This is a genomic window from Pseudorhodoferax sp. Leaf267 (genome assembly GCF_001422405.1).
Lineage (GTDB): Bacteria > Pseudomonadota > Gammaproteobacteria > Burkholderiales > Burkholderiaceae_C > Pseudorhodoferax.
In genome coordinates this window covers 714607-730717 of the sequence record NZ_LMMV01000001.1, presented here as the reverse complement: position 1 = coordinate 730717, position 16111 = coordinate 714607, and the positions used below count along the sequence as shown (strand labels likewise).

General features: G+C 66.4%; 14 protein-coding genes, 1 other RNA gene and 1 pseudogene. 7 read left to right on the top strand and 9 right to left on the bottom strand.

Annotated elements, in window-relative coordinates; translation table 11 throughout:
* Positions 1-32 precede the first annotated feature (32 nt).
* Positions 33-1406, top strand: a complete 1374-nt coding sequence (locus ASF43_RS03175; protein WP_056176515.1) for a serine hydrolase — start codon at positions 33-35, stop codon at positions 1404-1406.
* A gap of 13 nt (positions 1407-1419) precedes the next feature.
* Here ASF43_RS03175 and rnhA read toward each other — a convergent pair whose 3' ends face one another.
* Both rnhA and ASF43_RS03165 read right to left on the bottom strand, forming a co-directional pair.
* The gene (rnhA, locus tag ASF43_RS03170) at positions 1420-1869 is read right to left on the bottom strand and encodes a ribonuclease HI (RefSeq protein WP_056176511.1); all 450 of its coding nucleotides are present in this window, start codon (positions 1867-1869) and stop codon (positions 1420-1422) included.
* Positions 1866-2696 carry a class I SAM-dependent methyltransferase gene (locus ASF43_RS03165; protein WP_200932410.1) on the bottom strand — a complete coding sequence of 277 codons (831 nt, stop codon included), beginning with the start codon at positions 2694-2696 and terminating at the stop codon, positions 1866-1868. The genes rnhA and ASF43_RS03165 overlap by 4 nt, the downstream gene beginning before the upstream one ends.
* Here ASF43_RS03165 and ASF43_RS31535 point away from each other — a divergent pair.
* Together ASF43_RS31535 and ASF43_RS03160 are read left to right on the top strand one after the other, a co-directional pair.
* Positions 2695-2871 (top strand): annotated as a pseudogene (locus ASF43_RS31535) (hydroxyacylglutathione hydrolase); the annotation flags it as partial. The gene ASF43_RS03165 and the pseudogene ASF43_RS31535 sit on opposite strands and share 2 nt — an antisense overlap.
* Before the next feature lie 209 nt (positions 2872-3080).
* Entirely contained in the window at positions 3081-4619 is a 1539-nt protein-coding gene (locus tag ASF43_RS03160; protein ID WP_056176504.1) for a transglycosylase SLT domain-containing protein, read from the top strand.
* Here ASF43_RS03160 and ASF43_RS03155 read toward each other — a convergent pair.
* The 5 genes from ASF43_RS03155 to dnaX form a co-directional block, all read right to left on the bottom strand.
* Positions 4616-6238: a PAS domain-containing methyl-accepting chemotaxis protein gene (locus ASF43_RS03155; protein ID WP_056176501.1), complete on the bottom strand. Its 1623-nt coding sequence runs from the start codon at positions 6236-6238 to the stop codon at positions 4616-4618. The two genes, ASF43_RS03160 and ASF43_RS03155, sit on opposite strands and share 4 nt — an antisense overlap.
* A 111-nt stretch (positions 6239-6349) precedes the next feature.
* Positions 6350-7396, bottom strand: a complete 1047-nt coding sequence (locus tag ASF43_RS03150; RefSeq protein ID WP_056176497.1) for an ABC transporter substrate-binding protein — start codon at positions 7394-7396, stop codon at positions 6350-6352.
* A gap of 124 nt (positions 7397-7520) precedes the next feature.
* Positions 7521-8111 carry a recombination mediator RecR gene (recR, locus tag ASF43_RS03145; RefSeq protein ID WP_056176494.1) on the bottom strand — a complete coding sequence of 197 codons (591 nt, stop codon included), beginning with the start codon at positions 8109-8111 and terminating at the stop codon, positions 7521-7523.
* A gap of 12 nt (positions 8112-8123) precedes the next feature.
* Entirely contained in the window at positions 8124-8456 is a 333-nt protein-coding gene (locus ASF43_RS03140; RefSeq protein ID WP_056176490.1) for a YbaB/EbfC family nucleoid-associated protein, read from the bottom strand.
* A gap of 2 nt (positions 8457-8458) precedes the next feature.
* Complete coding sequence (gene dnaX, locus ASF43_RS03135) at positions 8459-10333, bottom strand: DNA polymerase III subunit gamma/tau (RefSeq protein WP_056176487.1); 1875 nt, start codon at positions 10331-10333, stop codon at positions 8459-8461.
* 61 nt (positions 10334-10394) lie between these two features.
* Here dnaX and ffs point away from each other — a divergent pair.
* From ffs to ASF43_RS30365, 4 genes are all read left to right on the top strand, one after another.
* An RNA gene (gene ffs, locus ASF43_RS29610) (signal recognition particle sRNA small type) lies at positions 10395-10491 on the top strand.
* Positions 10492-10595: 104 nt separating this feature from the next.
* The gene (locus tag ASF43_RS03130; protein WP_082497560.1) at positions 10596-12266 is read left to right on the top strand and encodes a DUF6538 domain-containing protein; all 1671 of its coding nucleotides are present in this window, start codon (positions 10596-10598) and stop codon (positions 12264-12266) included.
* Positions 12267-12344: 78 nt separating this feature from the next.
* Positions 12345-12671 (top strand): hypothetical protein, encoded by a 327-nt coding sequence (locus ASF43_RS03125; RefSeq protein ID WP_156373112.1) that lies wholly within the window; start codon positions 12345-12347, stop codon positions 12669-12671.
* Between the two features lie 453 nt (positions 12672-13124).
* Complete coding sequence (locus ASF43_RS30365) at positions 13125-13337, top strand: hypothetical protein (RefSeq protein ID WP_156373111.1); 213 nt, start codon at positions 13125-13127, stop codon at positions 13335-13337.
* A gap of 64 nt (positions 13338-13401) precedes the next feature.
* On the opposite strand, the gene ASF43_RS30360 is transcribed toward ASF43_RS30365, so the two are convergent.
* Both ASF43_RS30360 and ASF43_RS03115 read right to left on the bottom strand, forming a co-directional pair.
* Complete coding sequence (locus ASF43_RS30360) at positions 13402-13587, bottom strand: hypothetical protein (RefSeq protein WP_156373110.1); 186 nt, start codon at positions 13585-13587, stop codon at positions 13402-13404.
* Positions 13588-15330: 1743 nt separating this feature from the next.
* The gene (locus ASF43_RS03115) at positions 15331-15939 is read right to left on the bottom strand and encodes a recombinase family protein (RefSeq protein WP_056176476.1); all 609 of its coding nucleotides are present in this window, start codon (positions 15937-15939) and stop codon (positions 15331-15333) included.
* Between the last annotated feature and the right edge of the window lie 172 nt (positions 15940-16111).

The following is a 16111-nucleotide window of genomic DNA, read 5'->3' as shown; positions in this document are numbered from 1 at the left end:
ACTGCCAGAGCAACAAACCCACGGAGCATGCGATGGAGCCTTGGACACGTGCCGCGCTGGAGTACGTCCCGCGCTGGATGGAGATGCAGATGCGCGCCACGGAGCGGCCTGGCGTGTCGCTGGCCGTGAACCACCGCCAGCGCACGGTATTGGAGCTGGCGCTGGGCCATGCCGACCTGCCGGCCGGCAAACGCCTGACGCCGCGGCACCGGTTCCGCATCGCCTCGCATTCCAAGAGCTTCACGGCAGCGGGCATCCTCAAGCTGCGCGAAGCCGGCCTGCTGCAACTCGACGACCCGGTCGGCCAGCACATCGCAGGCCTGCACCCGCGCCTGGCCGAGGCGACATTGGCACAGCTGCTCTCGCACAGCGCGGGCACCACGCGCGACGGGCCCGATGCCGGCCAGTTCCAGGATCGGCGGCCCTTTCTCGGCCAGCGCGAACTGATGCAGCAACTGGCCGAGGCGCCGCCACTGGAGCCGAACAGCCGCTTCAAGTATTCGAACCATGGCTTTGCGCTGCTGGGCCAGGTCATCGAGGCGCTGACCGGCGAGGCTTACGGTGACTGGATGCAGCGCGAGATCCTCGATGCCGCCGGGCTGCGCGAGACGCTGGTCGACGCCGACGCCGACGCGGCCTGCGCCAAGCTGCTGGCGCGCGGGCACTCGGGCAAGCTGCTGCTGGGCCGTCGCGTGGTGGTGCCGGGCGACCAGTCCACGCACGCGCTGGCGCCGGCTGCCGGCTTCGTCAGCACCGCGGCCGATGTGGCCAGCTTCTACGCCCAGCTGTTGCCCGATGCGCGCCGCAGCGTGCTGAGCCCGGCGAGCCGGCGCGAGATGCTGCGCCGCCACTGGGCCGTGCCGCACAGCAGCGCGCCGGGCTGGTACGGGCTGGGTGTGATGCAGGGTGGCCACCAGGGCTGGGATTGGGTCGGCCACACCGGCGGCTTTCAAGGCTTTGTCTCGCGCAGCCTGGCTCTGCCGGCGCAGCAGCTGTCCATCTCGGTCCTGTGCAACTCCATCGATGGCTTCTCGTGGCAGTGGATGGACGGCCTGGTGCAGATCCTGCAGACGTTCGAGCGCCACGGCGCACCGACCGCGGCCACACGCGCCTGGGATGGCCGATTCTGGAGCCCATGGGGGCCGACCGACCTGGTGCCGATGCGCGACCGGGTGTTTGCCGTCTCACCCAGCTTCGGCCTGCCCTTCACCGATGCCACTGAGCTCACGCCGCACGGCAAGGACCGCGCGGTGATGTCGCAGGCCAACGGCTACGCCAGCTTCGGCGAAGAGGTGCGCCTGGTGCGCGGCGCCAAGGGAGAGATCAAGGAGCTGTGGCTGGGCGGCTCGCGCAACGTGCCCGAGGCCATGGCGGCCCGGGCCATGCGCAAGCGCTACGAGCGCTGAAGCCGAGGCCGGCTCAGGCCCGTCCCAGGGCCTTGTCCACGCCGCGGTTGGCCAGCATGTCGGCGCGCTCGTTGCCGGGGTTGCCGGCGTGGCCGCGCACCCAGCGCCAGTCGATCTTGTGGCCGCCATTGGCGACCAGCGCATCCAGGCGTTGCCACAGCTCGACGTTCTTGACGGGTTGCTTGGCAGCGGTCTGCCAGCCGCGCGCCTTCCAGCCACGGATCCACTCCGTGATGCCCTTGCGCACGTATTCGCTGTCCAGGTACAGCGTGACCTCGCAGGGCTGCTTGAGCGCGGACAGGGCCTCGATCACGGCCATCATTTCCATGCGGTTGTTGGTCGTGCCCAGCTCGCCGCCGAACAGTTCCTTCTCGAGCGTGCCCGATTTCAAGACGACGCCCCAGCCGCCCGGGCCAGGGTTGCCCTTGCAGGCGCCATCGGTGTAGATCTCGACGTGGTTCAACGGGTTCCTTGTGATGAAGTGAGGGGAGCTGCGGGCGCGGCATGGGCCGGCTCGGCAATGGGGCGCTTGCGGCCCCGGCTGGCAACGGACACGGGCGCCGACGCGATGGCCGGCTTGCTCTTCCAGCGCGTCTCGAGCAGGCGCATGCCGCGCACCCGCTTGACTGCGACCACGAAATAGACCGCGCCCAGGATGGGCCAGCAACGTTCGCCGGCCGGGTCCATCCAGGAGAAACGGCCGAGCATGGAATCGCTGTCCACGGCCGGGCGGTAGCAGCCGAAGCGGCCGGACTCGACCTCGAAGCTCAGCAGCCGCAGCCAGTCACGCAGGCGCCAGTAGCCGATGAAATCGCCCTCGGCCGGCAGGTAGAGCCGGCCGAGGCCGAGCCGCCGGTACAGTCGCGCGCGGCGCTGGCGCAGGCCCCACAGGCTGGCCGCGTTGAAGCCGCAGATCACGGCACGGCCCTCGGGCACGAGGACGCGCTCGACCTCGCGCAAGGTCGCATGCGGGTCGGGGCTCAGCTCCAGCGCATGCGGCAGCAGCACCAGGTCCAGACTGTTCTCGGCGAACGGCAAGGCAGAGAAATCGTTGACCAGAGCAACGCGCTGCGGCGCGCGCTGCAGGGAGCGCGGCTCGTCCAGCGTGAGCCAGCGGTGCTGGATGCGGCTGGCGCGCAGGCCCTCGAGTTCGGCCACACCCATCTGCAGTGCGTGGTAGCCGAAGACATCGGCCACGGCACGGTCGAAGGCGGCTTGCTCCCAGGCCAGCAGGTAGCGCCCCGGTGGGGTCTCCAACCAATCGTGCAAACCTATAATTTGACCGCTCATGGAACTCATTCCGCTGCCCGCTTTCGCCGACAACTACATCTGGATGCTGCACGACGGGCAAGCTGCCCTGGTGGTCGATCCTGGCGATGCGCAGCCGGCCTTGGAGGCACTGCAGCGCAGCGGCCTGCAACTGCGGCCGATTCTAGTCACCCCCCACCATGCCGGCCGGGCCGGCTGGCACCCGAGCCGAACCGAAATTTACGCGTGGCGCGGAACCTCGCCGCGCCAATGCGCTCCACTACAGCGCGCAGTGCACGCAGCCCCCTCTCCTTGTCTGCGCGCACGCGAACCCGGAGCCGTACGAGCGGCACGGGGTTTCGACCGCAGCACCCACGACGACGCGCGCGTGCCCATGGCACGGCGTCAGTGGCATCACGAATTCCAATGAATCTTCTGAAATTTTTCTGCGTAGCCCTGGTGGTGGTGATCACAGGCTGCGCCAACCTCGACAAGACCGCCTCCGCACCCGACACCACCGACCCCTCGCGCACCGTGCGCGTGGACCAGCCCGCCATCGGCGTGTCGCCGCATGTCGCCATCATTCCGACGGGCCCGCTGCGCCCCATCACCGCGGCACAGGCGCAGTCCGGCGCGGTCACGCTGCAGTTGCCCCCGGCCGACCTGTGGGAACGCATCCGCCGCGGCTTTGCCATGCCCGACCTGCAGGGCGACCTGGTGCGAGACCGCGAGCAGTGGTATGCCACGCGGCCCGACTACATCCAGCGCATGACCGAGCGCTCCAGCAAGTACCTGTTCCACATCGTCGAGGAGCTCGAGGTGCGCGGCATGCCCACCGAGCTGGCGCTGCTGCCCTATATCGAGAGCGCGTTCAACCCGCAGGCCGTGTCCTCGGCCAAGGCCGCCGGCATGTGGCAGTTCATGCCGGCCACGGGCACCTACTTCGACCTGCGGCAGAACATCTTCCGCGACGACCGGCGCGACGTGCTGGCCTCCACCAAGGCGGCACTGGACTACCTGCAGAAGCTCTACAACATGTTCGGCGACTGGCACCTGGCGCTGGCGGCCTACAACTGGGGAGAAGGCAGTGTCGGCCGCGCCATCGCGCGCAACCAGAAGGCGGGCCTGCCCACCGGCTACACCGACCTGAACATGCCAGCCGAGACGCGCCTCTACGTGCCCAAGCTCCAGGCGGTCAAGAACATCGTGGCCACGCCGCAGCAGTTCAATGCCGAGCTGCCGCTGATCGAGAACCACCCCTACTTCCAGAGCGTGGAGATCGTGCGCGACATCGACGTGGCCCTGGCTGCGCAGCTGGCCGACATCACGCTGGACGACTTCCGCGCGCTGAACCCGTCGACGAACAAGCAGGTCATCCTGGCCGCGGGCACGCCGCAGATCCTCTTGCCCTGGGACAACGCGCTGGTCTTTCGCCGCAACCTGGAGGCTTACTCGCAGGGCCAGTATGCGAGCTGGGGCGCCTGGACGGTGCCCACCACGATGACGGTGGCCGCCGCGGCACAACGCGTGGGCATGACCGAGACCGACCTGCGCAGCGTGAACAACATCCCGCCGCGCATGCTGATCAAGGCCGGCTCGGCGCTGATCGTGCCGCGCTCGGCCAAGATGGGCGATGTGGCCGGCCACCTGGCGGACAACGCCTACCTGAGCCTGGCACCCGAAGCCGTCACGCGCAAGGCCGTGGTCAAGGCCGGCCGCAAGGACACCGTGGCCAGCATTGCGCGCCGCTACCGGCTCAATGCCGACCTGGTGGCCGACTGGAACGACGTGAAGGCCTCGGCCACGTTCCGCCCCGGCGAGGCCGTCACACTGTTCCTGCCCGTGCGTGCCACCACTCGTGCCGCCACGCGTGCCACTGCCCGGGCCTCGACGCGCGCGGCGGCGCCCCAGGCCAAGGCACGCGCCACCGCCGCGCCTGCCAAGCGCGCCGTGCGCAGGCGCTAAGCCGCGACCAGGCTCGCGCGCGCCTCGCGCCGCAGGGCCACGGCGTCCATCTCCGACAGCGAGGCCTCGCCGCTGGCCAGCCGGAACAGCCGCATCGAGTCGCTCACACCCTGGGCCCGCCCCTGCAGCGACTGCGCGGCTGCCGCGAGCTGCTCGACCAGCGCCGCGTTCTGCTGTGTGATGTCGTCGATCTGGTTGACGCCCGCATTGATCTGCGCGATGCCGCTCTGCTGCTCGAGCGCGGCCGTGCTGATCTCCTCCAGCGCGGTGCTGACCTTGGACACCGACTCCAGCGCCTGCTGCATGCGCGAGCGCGCATCGGCCGTTCGGCTGCTGCCCTGGTCCACGCGCGTGGCCGACTCGGCGATGAGCTGGCGGATCTCGCGCGCCGCGCCCGAGCTGCGCTGGGCCAGGGCCCGCACCTCGGTAGCCACGACCGCAAAGCCGCGACCGCTCTCCCCGGCGCGCGCAGCCTCCACCGCTGCGTTCAGCGCCAGGATGTTGGTCTGGAACGCCACGCCCTCGATCAGCTGCACGATGTCGCCAATCTGCTTGGACGACTGCGTGATGCGCTCCATGGTCTCGGCCACGGCCAGCACGGCCTCGTTGCTGCGGTGCGTGACCTCGGATGTCGCGCGCGCCAGCTCGGCCCCGCGCGTGGCCGACATGGCGCTCTGCTGCACGGTGCCGTGGATCTGCTCCATCGACGCCGAGGTCTGCTGCAGGCTGCTGGCCTGCGACTCGGTGCGCGCCGACAGGTCGTGGTTGCCGGCGGCGATCTCGCCCACGGCCGCGCTGAGCTGGCCCAGCTCCTGGCGCACGTCGGACACCACGGTGCGCAGGTTCACCGACATCTGCATCAGCGCGCGCTGCAGCCGGCCCACATCGCCGCTGGCATCGGTGGCCACGCGGTGCGACAAGTCGCCCGACGCGAGGCGGTTGGCGTCCCGCACCAGGCCCTTGAGTGGATCGAGCATGAGCCTGCGCGTGCCCCACACGGCGGCCCCCACCGCCAGCACGGCCACCAGCGCCACGGCCCACAGCGGCAGGCCCGCCGCACCCGCCGCCACGATGGCCGCCGCTGCGAGCAGTTGCACGATCAGCAGCTTGCCATTGGTCTGCGGCGTGAGCGCGTGGCGCAGGCGTCCCAGCAGGTCGCGCCGCACCAGGTCGCCACGGTGCAGCGCATGGCGCACCCGGCCGGCGCGCGCGTCCTCGCGCATGTCGGCATAAAGGCGTTGCGCACCGTCGACCATGGCCCGCGATGGCACCGTGCGCACCGACAGGAAACCCGTGATACGCGCGCCATCCATCATCGGCGTGGCGTTGGCCTGCACCCAGTAGTGGTCACCGTTCTTGCGGCGGTTCTTGACCAGCCCGCTCCAGGGCAAACCGCTCTGGATCGTGCTCCACAGGTCGCGGAACGCCTCGGGCGGCATGTCGGGATGGCGGACCAGGTTGTGCGGCTGGCCCAGCAGCTCCTCACGCGTGAACCCGCTGACCTCGATGAACGCCGGATTGCAGTACGTGATGCGGCCCTTGAGGTCCGTTACCGAGACCAGGGTCTGCTCAGGAGGAAACTGGTATTCATGGCCCGTGACAGGTTGGTTGTCCCGCATGCGCTCCCCCGTTCAGCGATTGATCGTGGCCTAGTTTAGACACAAATCGGTGCCAAATGGACCAGGAAATTCGCTCAAATGTTGATCTTGTCGAGGGACAAGCGGAGACGTTCAGATCTTGAACCGGTCCTTGGCCTTGCGCGCAAACATGTTGGTGTAGAGCCGGGCCAGGTCGATGCGATCGGGCTTGAGCGCGGTGTCGAAGCTGGCCAGCGCCCGCAGCGCCGTCGCGGCGCCGTCCTCCGGCATCAAGCCGTCGGGCGAGATGGCCTCGCGCATCTTGTGGAACGACGCCAGATACAGCGCGCGGTCGCCGAGCAGGTTGTTCTCGGGCACCGTCTTGACGATGTCGCCGGGGCCGGCGGTCTGCAGCCATTTGAGCGCGTGCACGATGGCATGGGCCAGCGCCTGGCAGGTGCGCGGATGTTTCTGCACGAAGGCCTCCGGCGCGTACAGGCAAGCCGCCGGCATGGCGCCGCCGAACAGTTCCTGCGTGCCCTTGAGCGTGCGCGTGTCCGCGATGATGCGCACGTCGCCCTGCAGCTCCAGCATGGTCATGACCGGCTCGGTGTTGCTCATGGCATCGAGCTGGCCCGCGCGCAGCGCCTCCAGGGCGCCTGCGCCCGTGCCCACGCCGACGAACTCGACCTCGCCATGCCGCACACCGAAGCGCGACAGCAGCAGGCGCGCCACCATGTTGGTCGATGAGCCGGGCGCCGACACGCCGATCCTGCGCCCGCGCAGCGAGCCCACGCCGCTGTAGCCGACCATCGTGCGCGTGGACACGCCGACCGCGATCTGCGGTGCCCGGCCCTGCAGCACGAAAGCCTGGAACATGCGGTTGCTGCTCTGCAGGTTGATGGTGTGTTCGAACGCCCCCGAGCAGACGTCGGCACTGCCGGCCAGCACGGCCTGCAGCGCGCGCGCGCCTCCGCTGAAGTCCTGGATGTCGACGTCCAGCCCTTCTTCCTTGAAGTAGCCCAACTGCTCCGCAATGGTCAGGGGCAGGTAGTACAGCGTGGCCTTGCCGCCCACGGCCAGGGTCAGCCTCGCCTTTTCGGGCCGGCTCTGTGCATGCAGCGCGGGCGCGGCGATGCTGGCTGCCAGCGCGAGACCGGCGACCGAGAAACGGCGTCGTTGCAGGAGGGTGGGCGGCATGCAGGGCGTTGAGGCAAGCTGTGGGCCAGCATAGTCATCGCCTCTTCACGCAGGCATCGGGAACATCCCCGCTCGGGAAAGCACGTACACCGGATGGCGGATGTCGCAGGCAGCGACACGGCCCTCAACGCCGGTCGACCAGCGCGTGGGCGATGGTGGACAGGTCCACGTACTCCAGTTCGCTGCCGGCCGGCACACCGCGCGCCAGCCGCGTGACCTGCAGGCCGCGTGCCTTCAGCGTGGCACCGATGGCATGGGCCGTGGCTTCGCCCTCGGCCGTGAAGTTGGTGGCCAGGATCACCTCCTGCACCACGCCGTCGCAGGCGCGGTCCACGAGCTCGTGCAGGCCGATGTCCTTCGGACCGATGCCGTCCAGCGGGCTCAGCTTGCCCATCAGCACGAAGTACAGCCCCTTGAACGCAGCCGTGCGCTCGATGGCCGATTGGTCAGCCGGCGTCTCCACCACGCACAGCTTGGCGGCATCGCGCCGCGGGTCGCTGCAGGTGCTGCAGATCTCGGCCTCGGTGAAGGTGTGGCACAGCGCGCAGTGCTGCACCTGCTCGACCGCCTGCGACAGCGCGCGCGACAGCGACAGAGCGCCCGGCCGGTCATGCTGCAGCAGATGGAAAGCCATGCGCGAGGCCGACTTCGCACCCACGCCGGGCAGGCGGCGCAGGCCCTCGACCAGGGCCTGAAGGGATCCCGAATCAGCCAATGGATGGCACGCTCAGAACGGGAACTTCATGCCTCCGGGCAGGCCAGGCATGCCCGCCGTGAGCTTGCCCATCTTTTCCTGGCTGGTCTCCTCGGCCTTGCGCACGGCGGCATTGAAGGCGGCAGCCACCAGGTCTTCGAGCATGTCCTTGTCGTCGGCCAGCAGGCTGGGATCGATGGTGATGCGCTTGACGTCGTGCTTGCAGGTCATGAGGACCTTGACCAGGCCGGCGCCGGACTCGCCCTCGACCTCGATGAATGCCAGTTCGTCCTGCGCCTTCTTCAGGTTGTCCTGCATGGCCTGGGCCTGCTTCATAAGGCCTGCCAGTTGTCCCTTGTTGAACATGCTTAACTCCTAGTTGCTTGTGAATGTGAAGATGGGGGGATCGGCTTGATGCCGCTGGCGACGATTTTGGCGCCAAAGTCGCGCACCATCGCCTGGACGAAGGCGTCGTTGCGCACGGTCTCTTCGGCCGCACGCTGGCGTTCCTGCGCGAACGCAGCATTGCGGCGCGCGGGGCTGTCGGTCACGACACCGACCTCCACGCTCAGCCGCGCACCGTGGCCGGCCTGCTCGAGCGCCGCGCGCAGACGCTCTCGGCTGGCAGGCTGGTTCAGCGACTCGCGCTCCACGCGCAGCATCCAGTGGTCGCCATCGCGCGCGATGAGCTGCGACTGCAGCGCGAGCTCCCGTGGCAATGCGTTGATGGCCTCGGCCGCGATCAGCTGCTGCACCGTCTGGTGCCACAGCTCGCCCTCCTCGGTCGCGACCAGGCGCGCCGGCGTGGCACCGGCGCGCGGCTGCTGACGTGCGCCGGGCTCGGGCTGGTCGCGCACGGCGATCGCCACCATGTCGGGCGGCATCTCGGTCGCGGCCTGCGCGGCGAGCGGCGCGGGTGCGGGCGCGATGACCTGCACGGGCGGCATGTCGACAACGCGCAGGCGTTCAGGCTGTGCCGGGGCTGCGGGCACGCGGGCCGGCGGTGCCGGGGCCAGCACGGTGGCCGCGGCGACCGGTGCGCGCGGCGGCGCCGATGGCGCCGACGGTGCGACAGGCGCGCCGCTCAGGCCGGCGCGGCCGTCAAGCGGAGTTTTTTTTTCCGCCGCTGCCACCGTGGCAGTTGCGGGCTTGAAGGCCAGCAGCCGCAGCAGGACCATGGTCAGGCCGGCATATTCGTCGGGGGCCAGGCCCAGCTCGGCCCTGCCGTGCAGGCAGATGCTGTAGAGCAGCTGCGTCTCGTCGGGCGGTAGCGCGGCAGCCAGGCGGGCCGCGTCCAGCGCCTCGGGGTCGTCGCCCGCCTGCACTCCGGCGGGCACAGCCTGCAGCACGGCCATGCGCTGCAGCACGGTCGCCATGTCTTCCAGCGTGGCCGCGGCCGACAGGCCCTGGCGGCGCAGTTCCTCGCAGGTGTCCACCACCGTCCTGCCATCGGCTGCGGCCAGGGCCTCGATCAGGCGCAGCACATGGCCGCGGTCGGCGCTGCCCAGCATCTGGCGCACCGTGGCCTCTTCGAGCGCGCCGGCGCCGAAGGCAATGGCCTGGTCGGTCAGCGACAGCGCATCGCGCATGGAGCCACGCGCGGCGCGCGCCAGCAGGCGCAGTGAGGCGTCGTCGGCCGGCACGCTTTCGCTGGCCAGAACGCGCGCCAGATGTTCGCGCACCGTTTCCGGGGCCATCGGCCGCAAGTTGAATTGCAGGCAGCGCGACAGCACGGTGACTGGCACCTTCTGCGGATCGGTCGTGGCCAGCACGAACTTCAGGTACTCGGGCGGCTCCTCCAGCGTCTTGAGCATGGCGTTGAAGGCCGTGTTCGTCAGCATGTGGACTTCGTCGATCATGAAGACCTTGAAGCGGCCCTGCACCGGCTTGTAGACCGCCTGCTCCAGCAGGGTCTGGACCTCGTCCACCCCACGGTTGGAGGCCGCGTCCAGTTCGGTGTAGTCAATGAAACGGCCGGCGTCGATCTCGCGGCAGGCCTGGCATTGGCCGCAGGGCGTGGCCGTCACACCGCCCTGGCCATCCAGGCCCTGGCAGTTCAGCGACTTGGCCAGGATGCGTGAGACCGTGGTCTTGCCGACGCCGCGCGTGCCCGTGAACAGGTAGGCGTGGTGCAGCCGCTGGCTGGTCAGCGCATTCTCCAGCGCCCGCACCACATGCTCCTGCCCCACCATCTCGCCGAAAGTCTTGGGTCGGAATTTGCGGGCCAGCACGAGATAGGACATCGGCGCATTCTACGAAGCCGGTCCGGCGGGGCCATCCGGCGCCGCGGCTACAATGCGCCCCGACGGGCCTTCCCGCATGGTGAAGCGGCCAACCGGGTCAGGTGGGGAACCAAGCAGCCCTAACTGTGGAGCCAGTGCCGGGGTCAAGGCTCGTCACCTTTTTACAACATTTCCTTTTGTTCTCAACAACTTAAGCGAAATCAAAGACTTAGAGCTGCCGGACGTTGCACACCAGCGTGTCACTTTCTCTCGAACAACGAGCATGAAAGTTGATCCAATGGCTAAGTTTCCTGGCCTGCATTTGCGGGCTGGCGTCTACCAGTTGCGCGTGGTGGTCCCCATGGACCTCAGGGCCGCATTAGGTCGCTCTCGCATCATCGAATCCCTAGGCACCAGCAACGTGCGAGAGGCCAACCTCAAGGCTTCCGTGAGGCGCGCCGAGCTGTTCCAACAGTTCGAGGCCAAGCGGCTGGAACTGAACCCGCAACGCCTGGAAGTCATCACCCCCGAACTGGCACTTGAACTGGCACAGCGCGTGGGTGCTACCGTGCTCAGGCAGGACGACTGGCTACGCGACGACCCCGAGGCCCCGAACATCCTTCGGGAGCTGCAGGCGGCCACCGCTGGCCCGCTGCAAGTCCTCACGCTGTCCGGGGGCGCCCCCAAGCCACACGCTCCCCGCTCTGCCCTTGAAGGCCTAAGCCGCAAGGAGGCTGCAACGCTGGCAGAGCTGAACCTGTACAGGGATGCCGACGCTGCTGCATCCCTCATCACCCGCTACAGGGCCGGGGTCCTTCCTCTTGTGGAAGCAGAAGCGAGGAAGCTGGGCCTTGCCTTCGACGTAGCAACACCCGGGGCACGCGAAGCGCTGATGCTGGCCCTGCAGCACTACCGGCAGGCTGTTGAGGCCGTGGTGCGCCGCGATGCTGGTGCAGTGGTCCTGACGCCCCCAGAGCCCCACAGGGACGCTCAGGCCGCCCCAGCGAAGCCGATGAAGCTCCGGGAAGTTTTCACCCGCTGGAAGGCCAGCAAGAAGGTTTCCGAGGATGCCGTGAAGGCCTGCGAGCGGGCCCTCGTGCTGTTCGAGGAGTTCACCGGTAACCCAGACCTAGCCAAGCTGGCTCGACATGAGGGTGATGCATTCCGGGCTCACCTCATGGCCAAGGGCACGGCCAGCAAGACTGCGCGCGACAGGCTGACCTGGGTGAAGTCACTGTTGAAGTACGCGTATCAGGACCTTGAGGTCATCCCTAGGAATCCCTGGGTCGGCCTGAAGATCGAAGCCGCGACCACCACCAGGCGCAAACCGTGGTCACAGGAGCAATTGGCCAAGTTGTTTGCCGATGACCTGTTCACGTCCTACTCGCTGCCGACAGCGTGGCGAGCTGGCAAGGATGCCGCGTACTGGATTCCCCTCCTCGCTCTCCACAGTGGCGCACGGGTGAGCGAGCTGGCCCAGCTCACGGTGGCGGATATCGATCCGGCTGGCCCAGTGCCGATGATGTCCCTGACCGATGAGGGGGACGGCCAACAGATCAAGACTGCTGCCGGGGTTCGCACGGTCCCAATCCACAGTGAGCTGGTGCGCCTTGGCTTCCTGGACTACGTGGCGTCTGTGCCCCCTGGGGGCCGGTTGTGGCCCGCCCTGCCCCTGCGCAAGAACAAGCCAGGCGGCTACTTCTCGGATTGGTTCGGTGCGTACCGGAACGAGCTGGGCCTCGTCCATGACTTCCACTCGTTCCGGCACACGGTGCGCAGTGAGATGGTGGAGGCTGGCGTATCCGAGACGGTCATAGACCGCATTTGCGGCCATGAGGCCAAGGGCAGCACGGGGGCCAGGGTTTACACCCATCACAAGCCCGAGACCCTCAGGAAAGCTGTGGAGGCATTGAGGTTCCCGGAGCTGCCCAGGGTCTACCGAGCTCCGAAATAGGGCCAACGCTCCTGGGGCCGCATCAAGGCAACCGCAGAGGAACAACGGGTTCTCTGGTTGGAAGTAGGCGTGGCCCTTATGCACGGCAAGGTGGACACGAACCGCCCCGTGGTCAAGACCGACAGCCGGGGCCGCCCGAGCTACCAGAAGTTCTCCGAGTGGGTGGCTGCGGCTTTCCCAGGCATCTGCACCAAGAACGAAGTCCCGGACGCACTGTGGCTTGTCCAAGATTTTCCCGTTGGACAGGAAATTCCTGGCGTCCTCTCCTACCCGTGCAGCATCCGCCGCTGGTTCAACGAGCAGGAAGCTGCAGCCACCCCGGACCCCTTCGATGCCACCACAGGCCAGCCGGATGAGGCCCCCGGCCTCTCCCCGGCCTCTCCCCGGCCGATGCGAAGTACCTGAGCTAGTCAGCCAGTGCGGCGGGCACCGGTGCCCTTTCGGTCGTCGCAGCGGCCTTCCTGATGAGTGCTGTACCCAGCATGAGGGCACCAGCCCCCATGGCCGCCATGAGCAGCCCTAGCGCCCATGCGCCCTGGGTGAGCGGGTCAACAGCCCCGGCCACGATGCGCAGCAGCCCGAAGCTGACGCACAGCAGTCCGCAGACACGCAGAGAGCTTCCAACAAATTCCATGCTTCCCCCATGCAACTGGAGGGCAGTGTAACGGCTAGTAAACGGTCCGCCTAGTGGGACAGTCTCAGTAATGAGACTATTATGTCTGGAGCGACAATTTGGGACTGTATCACAGAAGTCTATTGGGGTTCAAATATATCGTTACGCCTGTTTCGCCGTGTGTTTTCTGAGGCACATTAGCGGCGCCGCTGCACAGTGCACGGCATCTAACAGGAATAGAACCCGTGATTATTTTTGCAGTGATGACTCCCGAAGGCCCGACGAACTTCAAGATGACCGAGGCTTACCGCAGGACCTACTATCCTGAATGGATGCCAATCCTGGAAACTGCCGAGGACATCTATTTCCCCACCGCCGAGGAATTATTGGCGGTAGCTCGGGAATGCGAAGACCCGGAGGAACTAATAAGTCATCCGGGAGAGCTTCAGGCGGCCTGAGGGGCTATCAAGGCTTCCGCAGTAATCTGCTTGGTCGGCGCCAGGTCCAATCAGCCGGTAAAGGTCAGTGTGGCGAGAATCTTTCCAGCACGCGCCAAAGGTTCGCTGAAAAAAGAAATACGCCGGGCGCGATGGCTTCAACCATTGTCCATGATGTTGGCAGATTCTGCTCAAGCTTCAAAGTCAGCGACAAACCGCTGACCACAAAAATGACAAGAAAAGCAAAGTCCGAGATTTTGAAACGCTTCATTTTCATCCCTGAAAGTTGTGAACACTGCAACACTAACATCGAAAATGAAGCTGATCGCTCGATTTGCGAGTCGCAACGGGCTTTTATCGAACGATCAGCAGCTTGACGCCTCGTGTGCGGCGCAAGGCTCTGCTAGCCAAGATTCGTCGTCGGGCAAACAAGGCGAAGGCCGCAGACGCCTGCGGGTCCCATAGCGGGCACTGGGCGGCCTGGGGGCGCCAGGAGGTCCTGCAGGGGGCGTGAGGCTATGCACAGCCCCTGGAAGCCCTGGAGGGATTCCTGGCGGCCTTCAGGCTCGCGGGCAGGGAGTGGCAACCCCTGTGGAGCTTGAGGCGGCCTGAAGGGTTCTGGAGCCGTCGCCGACGGCCCACAGGTACGAACTTATTCCGAGGCGGACCAGCTAAAGCTTGTGGGTGCGCAGACTTCGTTTCTGTTCCTGCCAGCGGTGGTGATCTTTACTGTGAAGCTTGTGCGTGTCCTGCTTAGGACGTTCACCTCAAGGCTATCGTTTGCTGAGCCTGTAGCGGTTGAGATATTCACTGTTGGCATGCGCTGAAAACTACATTCGCTTCTAGGGAAGTTGATTGTTCTAGTTGCTCCCTCATAACTTCGACAACCTACCGGACCTCCAGCAAGTTCTACAGTTCCTTCACATGCGAATGCAGATGGGCTGAAGGCAACAAGCATGGAGACGACGAGACGGCCTGCGGGAGTCATTGCGAATCCTTCTAAGAAGATGTGGGGCCACCATACTGCCACGCTTGGTCACGATGAGCCATCCCGCCAAAGGGCCGAAAGTTGAGGCTCTATCCCCCACTTTGATGATGGCCGTCACTGATTAATGTGCTTGCGCCAGCGGCTTGGGTCTTACCCGGCTGGTAGTTCGACCGCAAGGCCTGGCTGGCGCAACCTGGCAGGTTCTGTCACACGATGTGACACTAAAACCACCCCCTGAACAGCGGCTGTTCACTAGCACGGCCTCCCCGAGGGCACGGGCCCCCCTTCGCCGCCTCAGCAGCCCTTGGCATCACCACTGGATGAGCGTACAGTACATGCCATGGACCGCGAACTCTGGATTGCAGCATGTGCCCACCGCCTGCAGCGCCAGTGGCGCACGGTGGACCCTGAGCAGCTTGAGGAGGTCGCGGGGGAGCTTTGGGCCGATGAGCGGCTGAGGGAGCTGGGGCCTGCTGAGGCGGCCTCTGAGTGGCTGAGGCCTGTGTCTCATGAGTGAGCGAGGACAGCCCGCAGGTGCAGCCTAGACAAGGTGGGCTATGCCTCTGTGTTCATACCCCCAGCCATGATGCAGCCAGCCTGATGCCGTCCTTAGGTAGCCTGAGGAAGCCTCTAGGTGTCCTCATCAGGATGAGGGGGGACCCTGGGGCAAAGGTGGGTGTTTAGGCGGCGTGAAGGTGACCGAGGGGGCCTGGCGCACTCGGAGCGGTTGTCGGACTATTAGGCCGAGCATCTTCCACCGGGTGGAAGACGGCGATTTCCGGCGAACTTTTCCGAGGGGGTATCTGATAAGCCCAACGGCCCAGATTCCCCCATGGCCCCCTCAGTTCCCCAAGGCCAGTCGGCTGCCAGCCCTCACTCTCCCAAGGCTACCCACCTCGTCCCAGCGCCTGCCTGATGAGGCACCAGGATGCACCCGCATCGCAGCGTGAATGCTGGCAATGAGGCCCTTTACGGGGGCTGTGGAGGCACCATACCCCGGCCCTTGCCAGACAGGTAGACCCTAGCTCAGACAGCAGCCATCACACGCTGGACGGTGGAGACACCACACCCCAGTGTCCTGGCTACCTTGAGGATGCCCATACCTTGGGACCTCAGTTCCTTGATGCTGTCCTCGATGCCCTGCTGGACCTTGGGCCGCCCGATGGCCTGTTTGCCAGGCGTGGGGTTTGCCTTCGCCCTGGCCATGCCTGCCCGTACCCGTTCCTGGATCATCTCCCGCTCGTACTCCGCAAAGATGCCGAGCATCCCGAACATGGCCCGGCCATCCTTGGTGGTGGTGTCTAGGTTGTTCTGGTGGAGGTACATCCCTGCGCCCTTCTCCCGGACAGCCTGCAGGGTGTTCATCAGGTCCAGCATGGAGCGCCCCAGGCGGTCTACGGACCACGCCATGACCATGTCCACCTTTCGGGCTGACACGGCCTTGAGCATGGCATCAAGCTGTGGGCGCTGGTCACGGGCCTTCGAGCCGCTGATAGGCGCCTCGATGAACTCCTGAACCACTGTCCACCCCTGGCGGTCTGCGGCGGCCCTGAGGTCCCGTAGCTGGTTCTCGCAGGTCTGGTCCGTGGTGCTCACGCGGGCATAGATGGCGACTTTGCAGGGCTTCTTTGTCATGCCCCGACTATACCGTTACCTAGTGGTTTTGGTATAGCTGTTTTCTGCACTCCTCCTCAGAGGGGAGCACACCCCTTTTTCCTCAGACCCTTTCGGTATAGGCACCAGCCATGACCACACCACGAATCCCCATCAAACCACCACCGGCCCCCGTGCGCCGCTGTGGGACCCA

What these genes read in the sequence shown, in the direction of transcription:
- ASF43_RS03175 (WP_056176515.1), top strand. Translation starts at nt 33, where the DNA reads ATGGAGCCTTGGACACGTGCCGCGCTGGAGTACGTCCCGCGCTGGATG.
- ASF43_RS03165 (WP_200932410.1), bottom strand. Translation starts at nt 2,696, where the DNA reads ATGAGCGGTCAAATTATAGGTTTGCACGATTGGTTGGAGACCCCACCG.
- ASF43_RS03160 (WP_056176504.1), top strand. Translation starts at nt 3,081, where the DNA reads ATGAATCTTCTGAAATTTTTCTGCGTAGCCCTGGTGGTGGTGATCACA.
- ASF43_RS03155 (WP_056176501.1), bottom strand. Translation starts at nt 6,238, where the DNA reads ATGCGGGACAACCAACCTGTCACGGGCCATGAATACCAGTTTCCTCCT.
- ASF43_RS03150 (WP_056176497.1), bottom strand. Translation starts at nt 7,396, where the DNA reads ATGCCGCCCACCCTCCTGCAACGACGCCGTTTCTCGGTCGCCGGTCTC.
- ASF43_RS03140 (WP_056176490.1), bottom strand. Translation starts at nt 8,456, where the DNA reads ATGTTCAACAAGGGACAACTGGCAGGCCTTATGAAGCAGGCCCAGGCC.
- dnaX (WP_056176487.1), bottom strand. Translation starts at nt 10,333, where the DNA reads ATGTCCTATCTCGTGCTGGCCCGCAAATTCCGACCCAAGACTTTCGGC.
- ASF43_RS03130 (WP_082497560.1), top strand. Translation starts at nt 10,596, where the DNA reads ATGAAAGTTGATCCAATGGCTAAGTTTCCTGGCCTGCATTTGCGGGCT.
- ASF43_RS03125 (WP_156373112.1), top strand. Translation starts at nt 12,345, where the DNA reads ATGCACGGCAAGGTGGACACGAACCGCCCCGTGGTCAAGACCGACAGC.
- ASF43_RS30360 (WP_156373110.1), bottom strand. Translation starts at nt 13,587, where the DNA reads ATGAAGCGTTTCAAAATCTCGGACTTTGCTTTTCTTGTCATTTTTGTG.
- ASF43_RS03115 (WP_056176476.1), bottom strand. Translation starts at nt 15,939, where the DNA reads ATGACAAAGAAGCCCTGCAAAGTCGCCATCTATGCCCGCGTGAGCACC.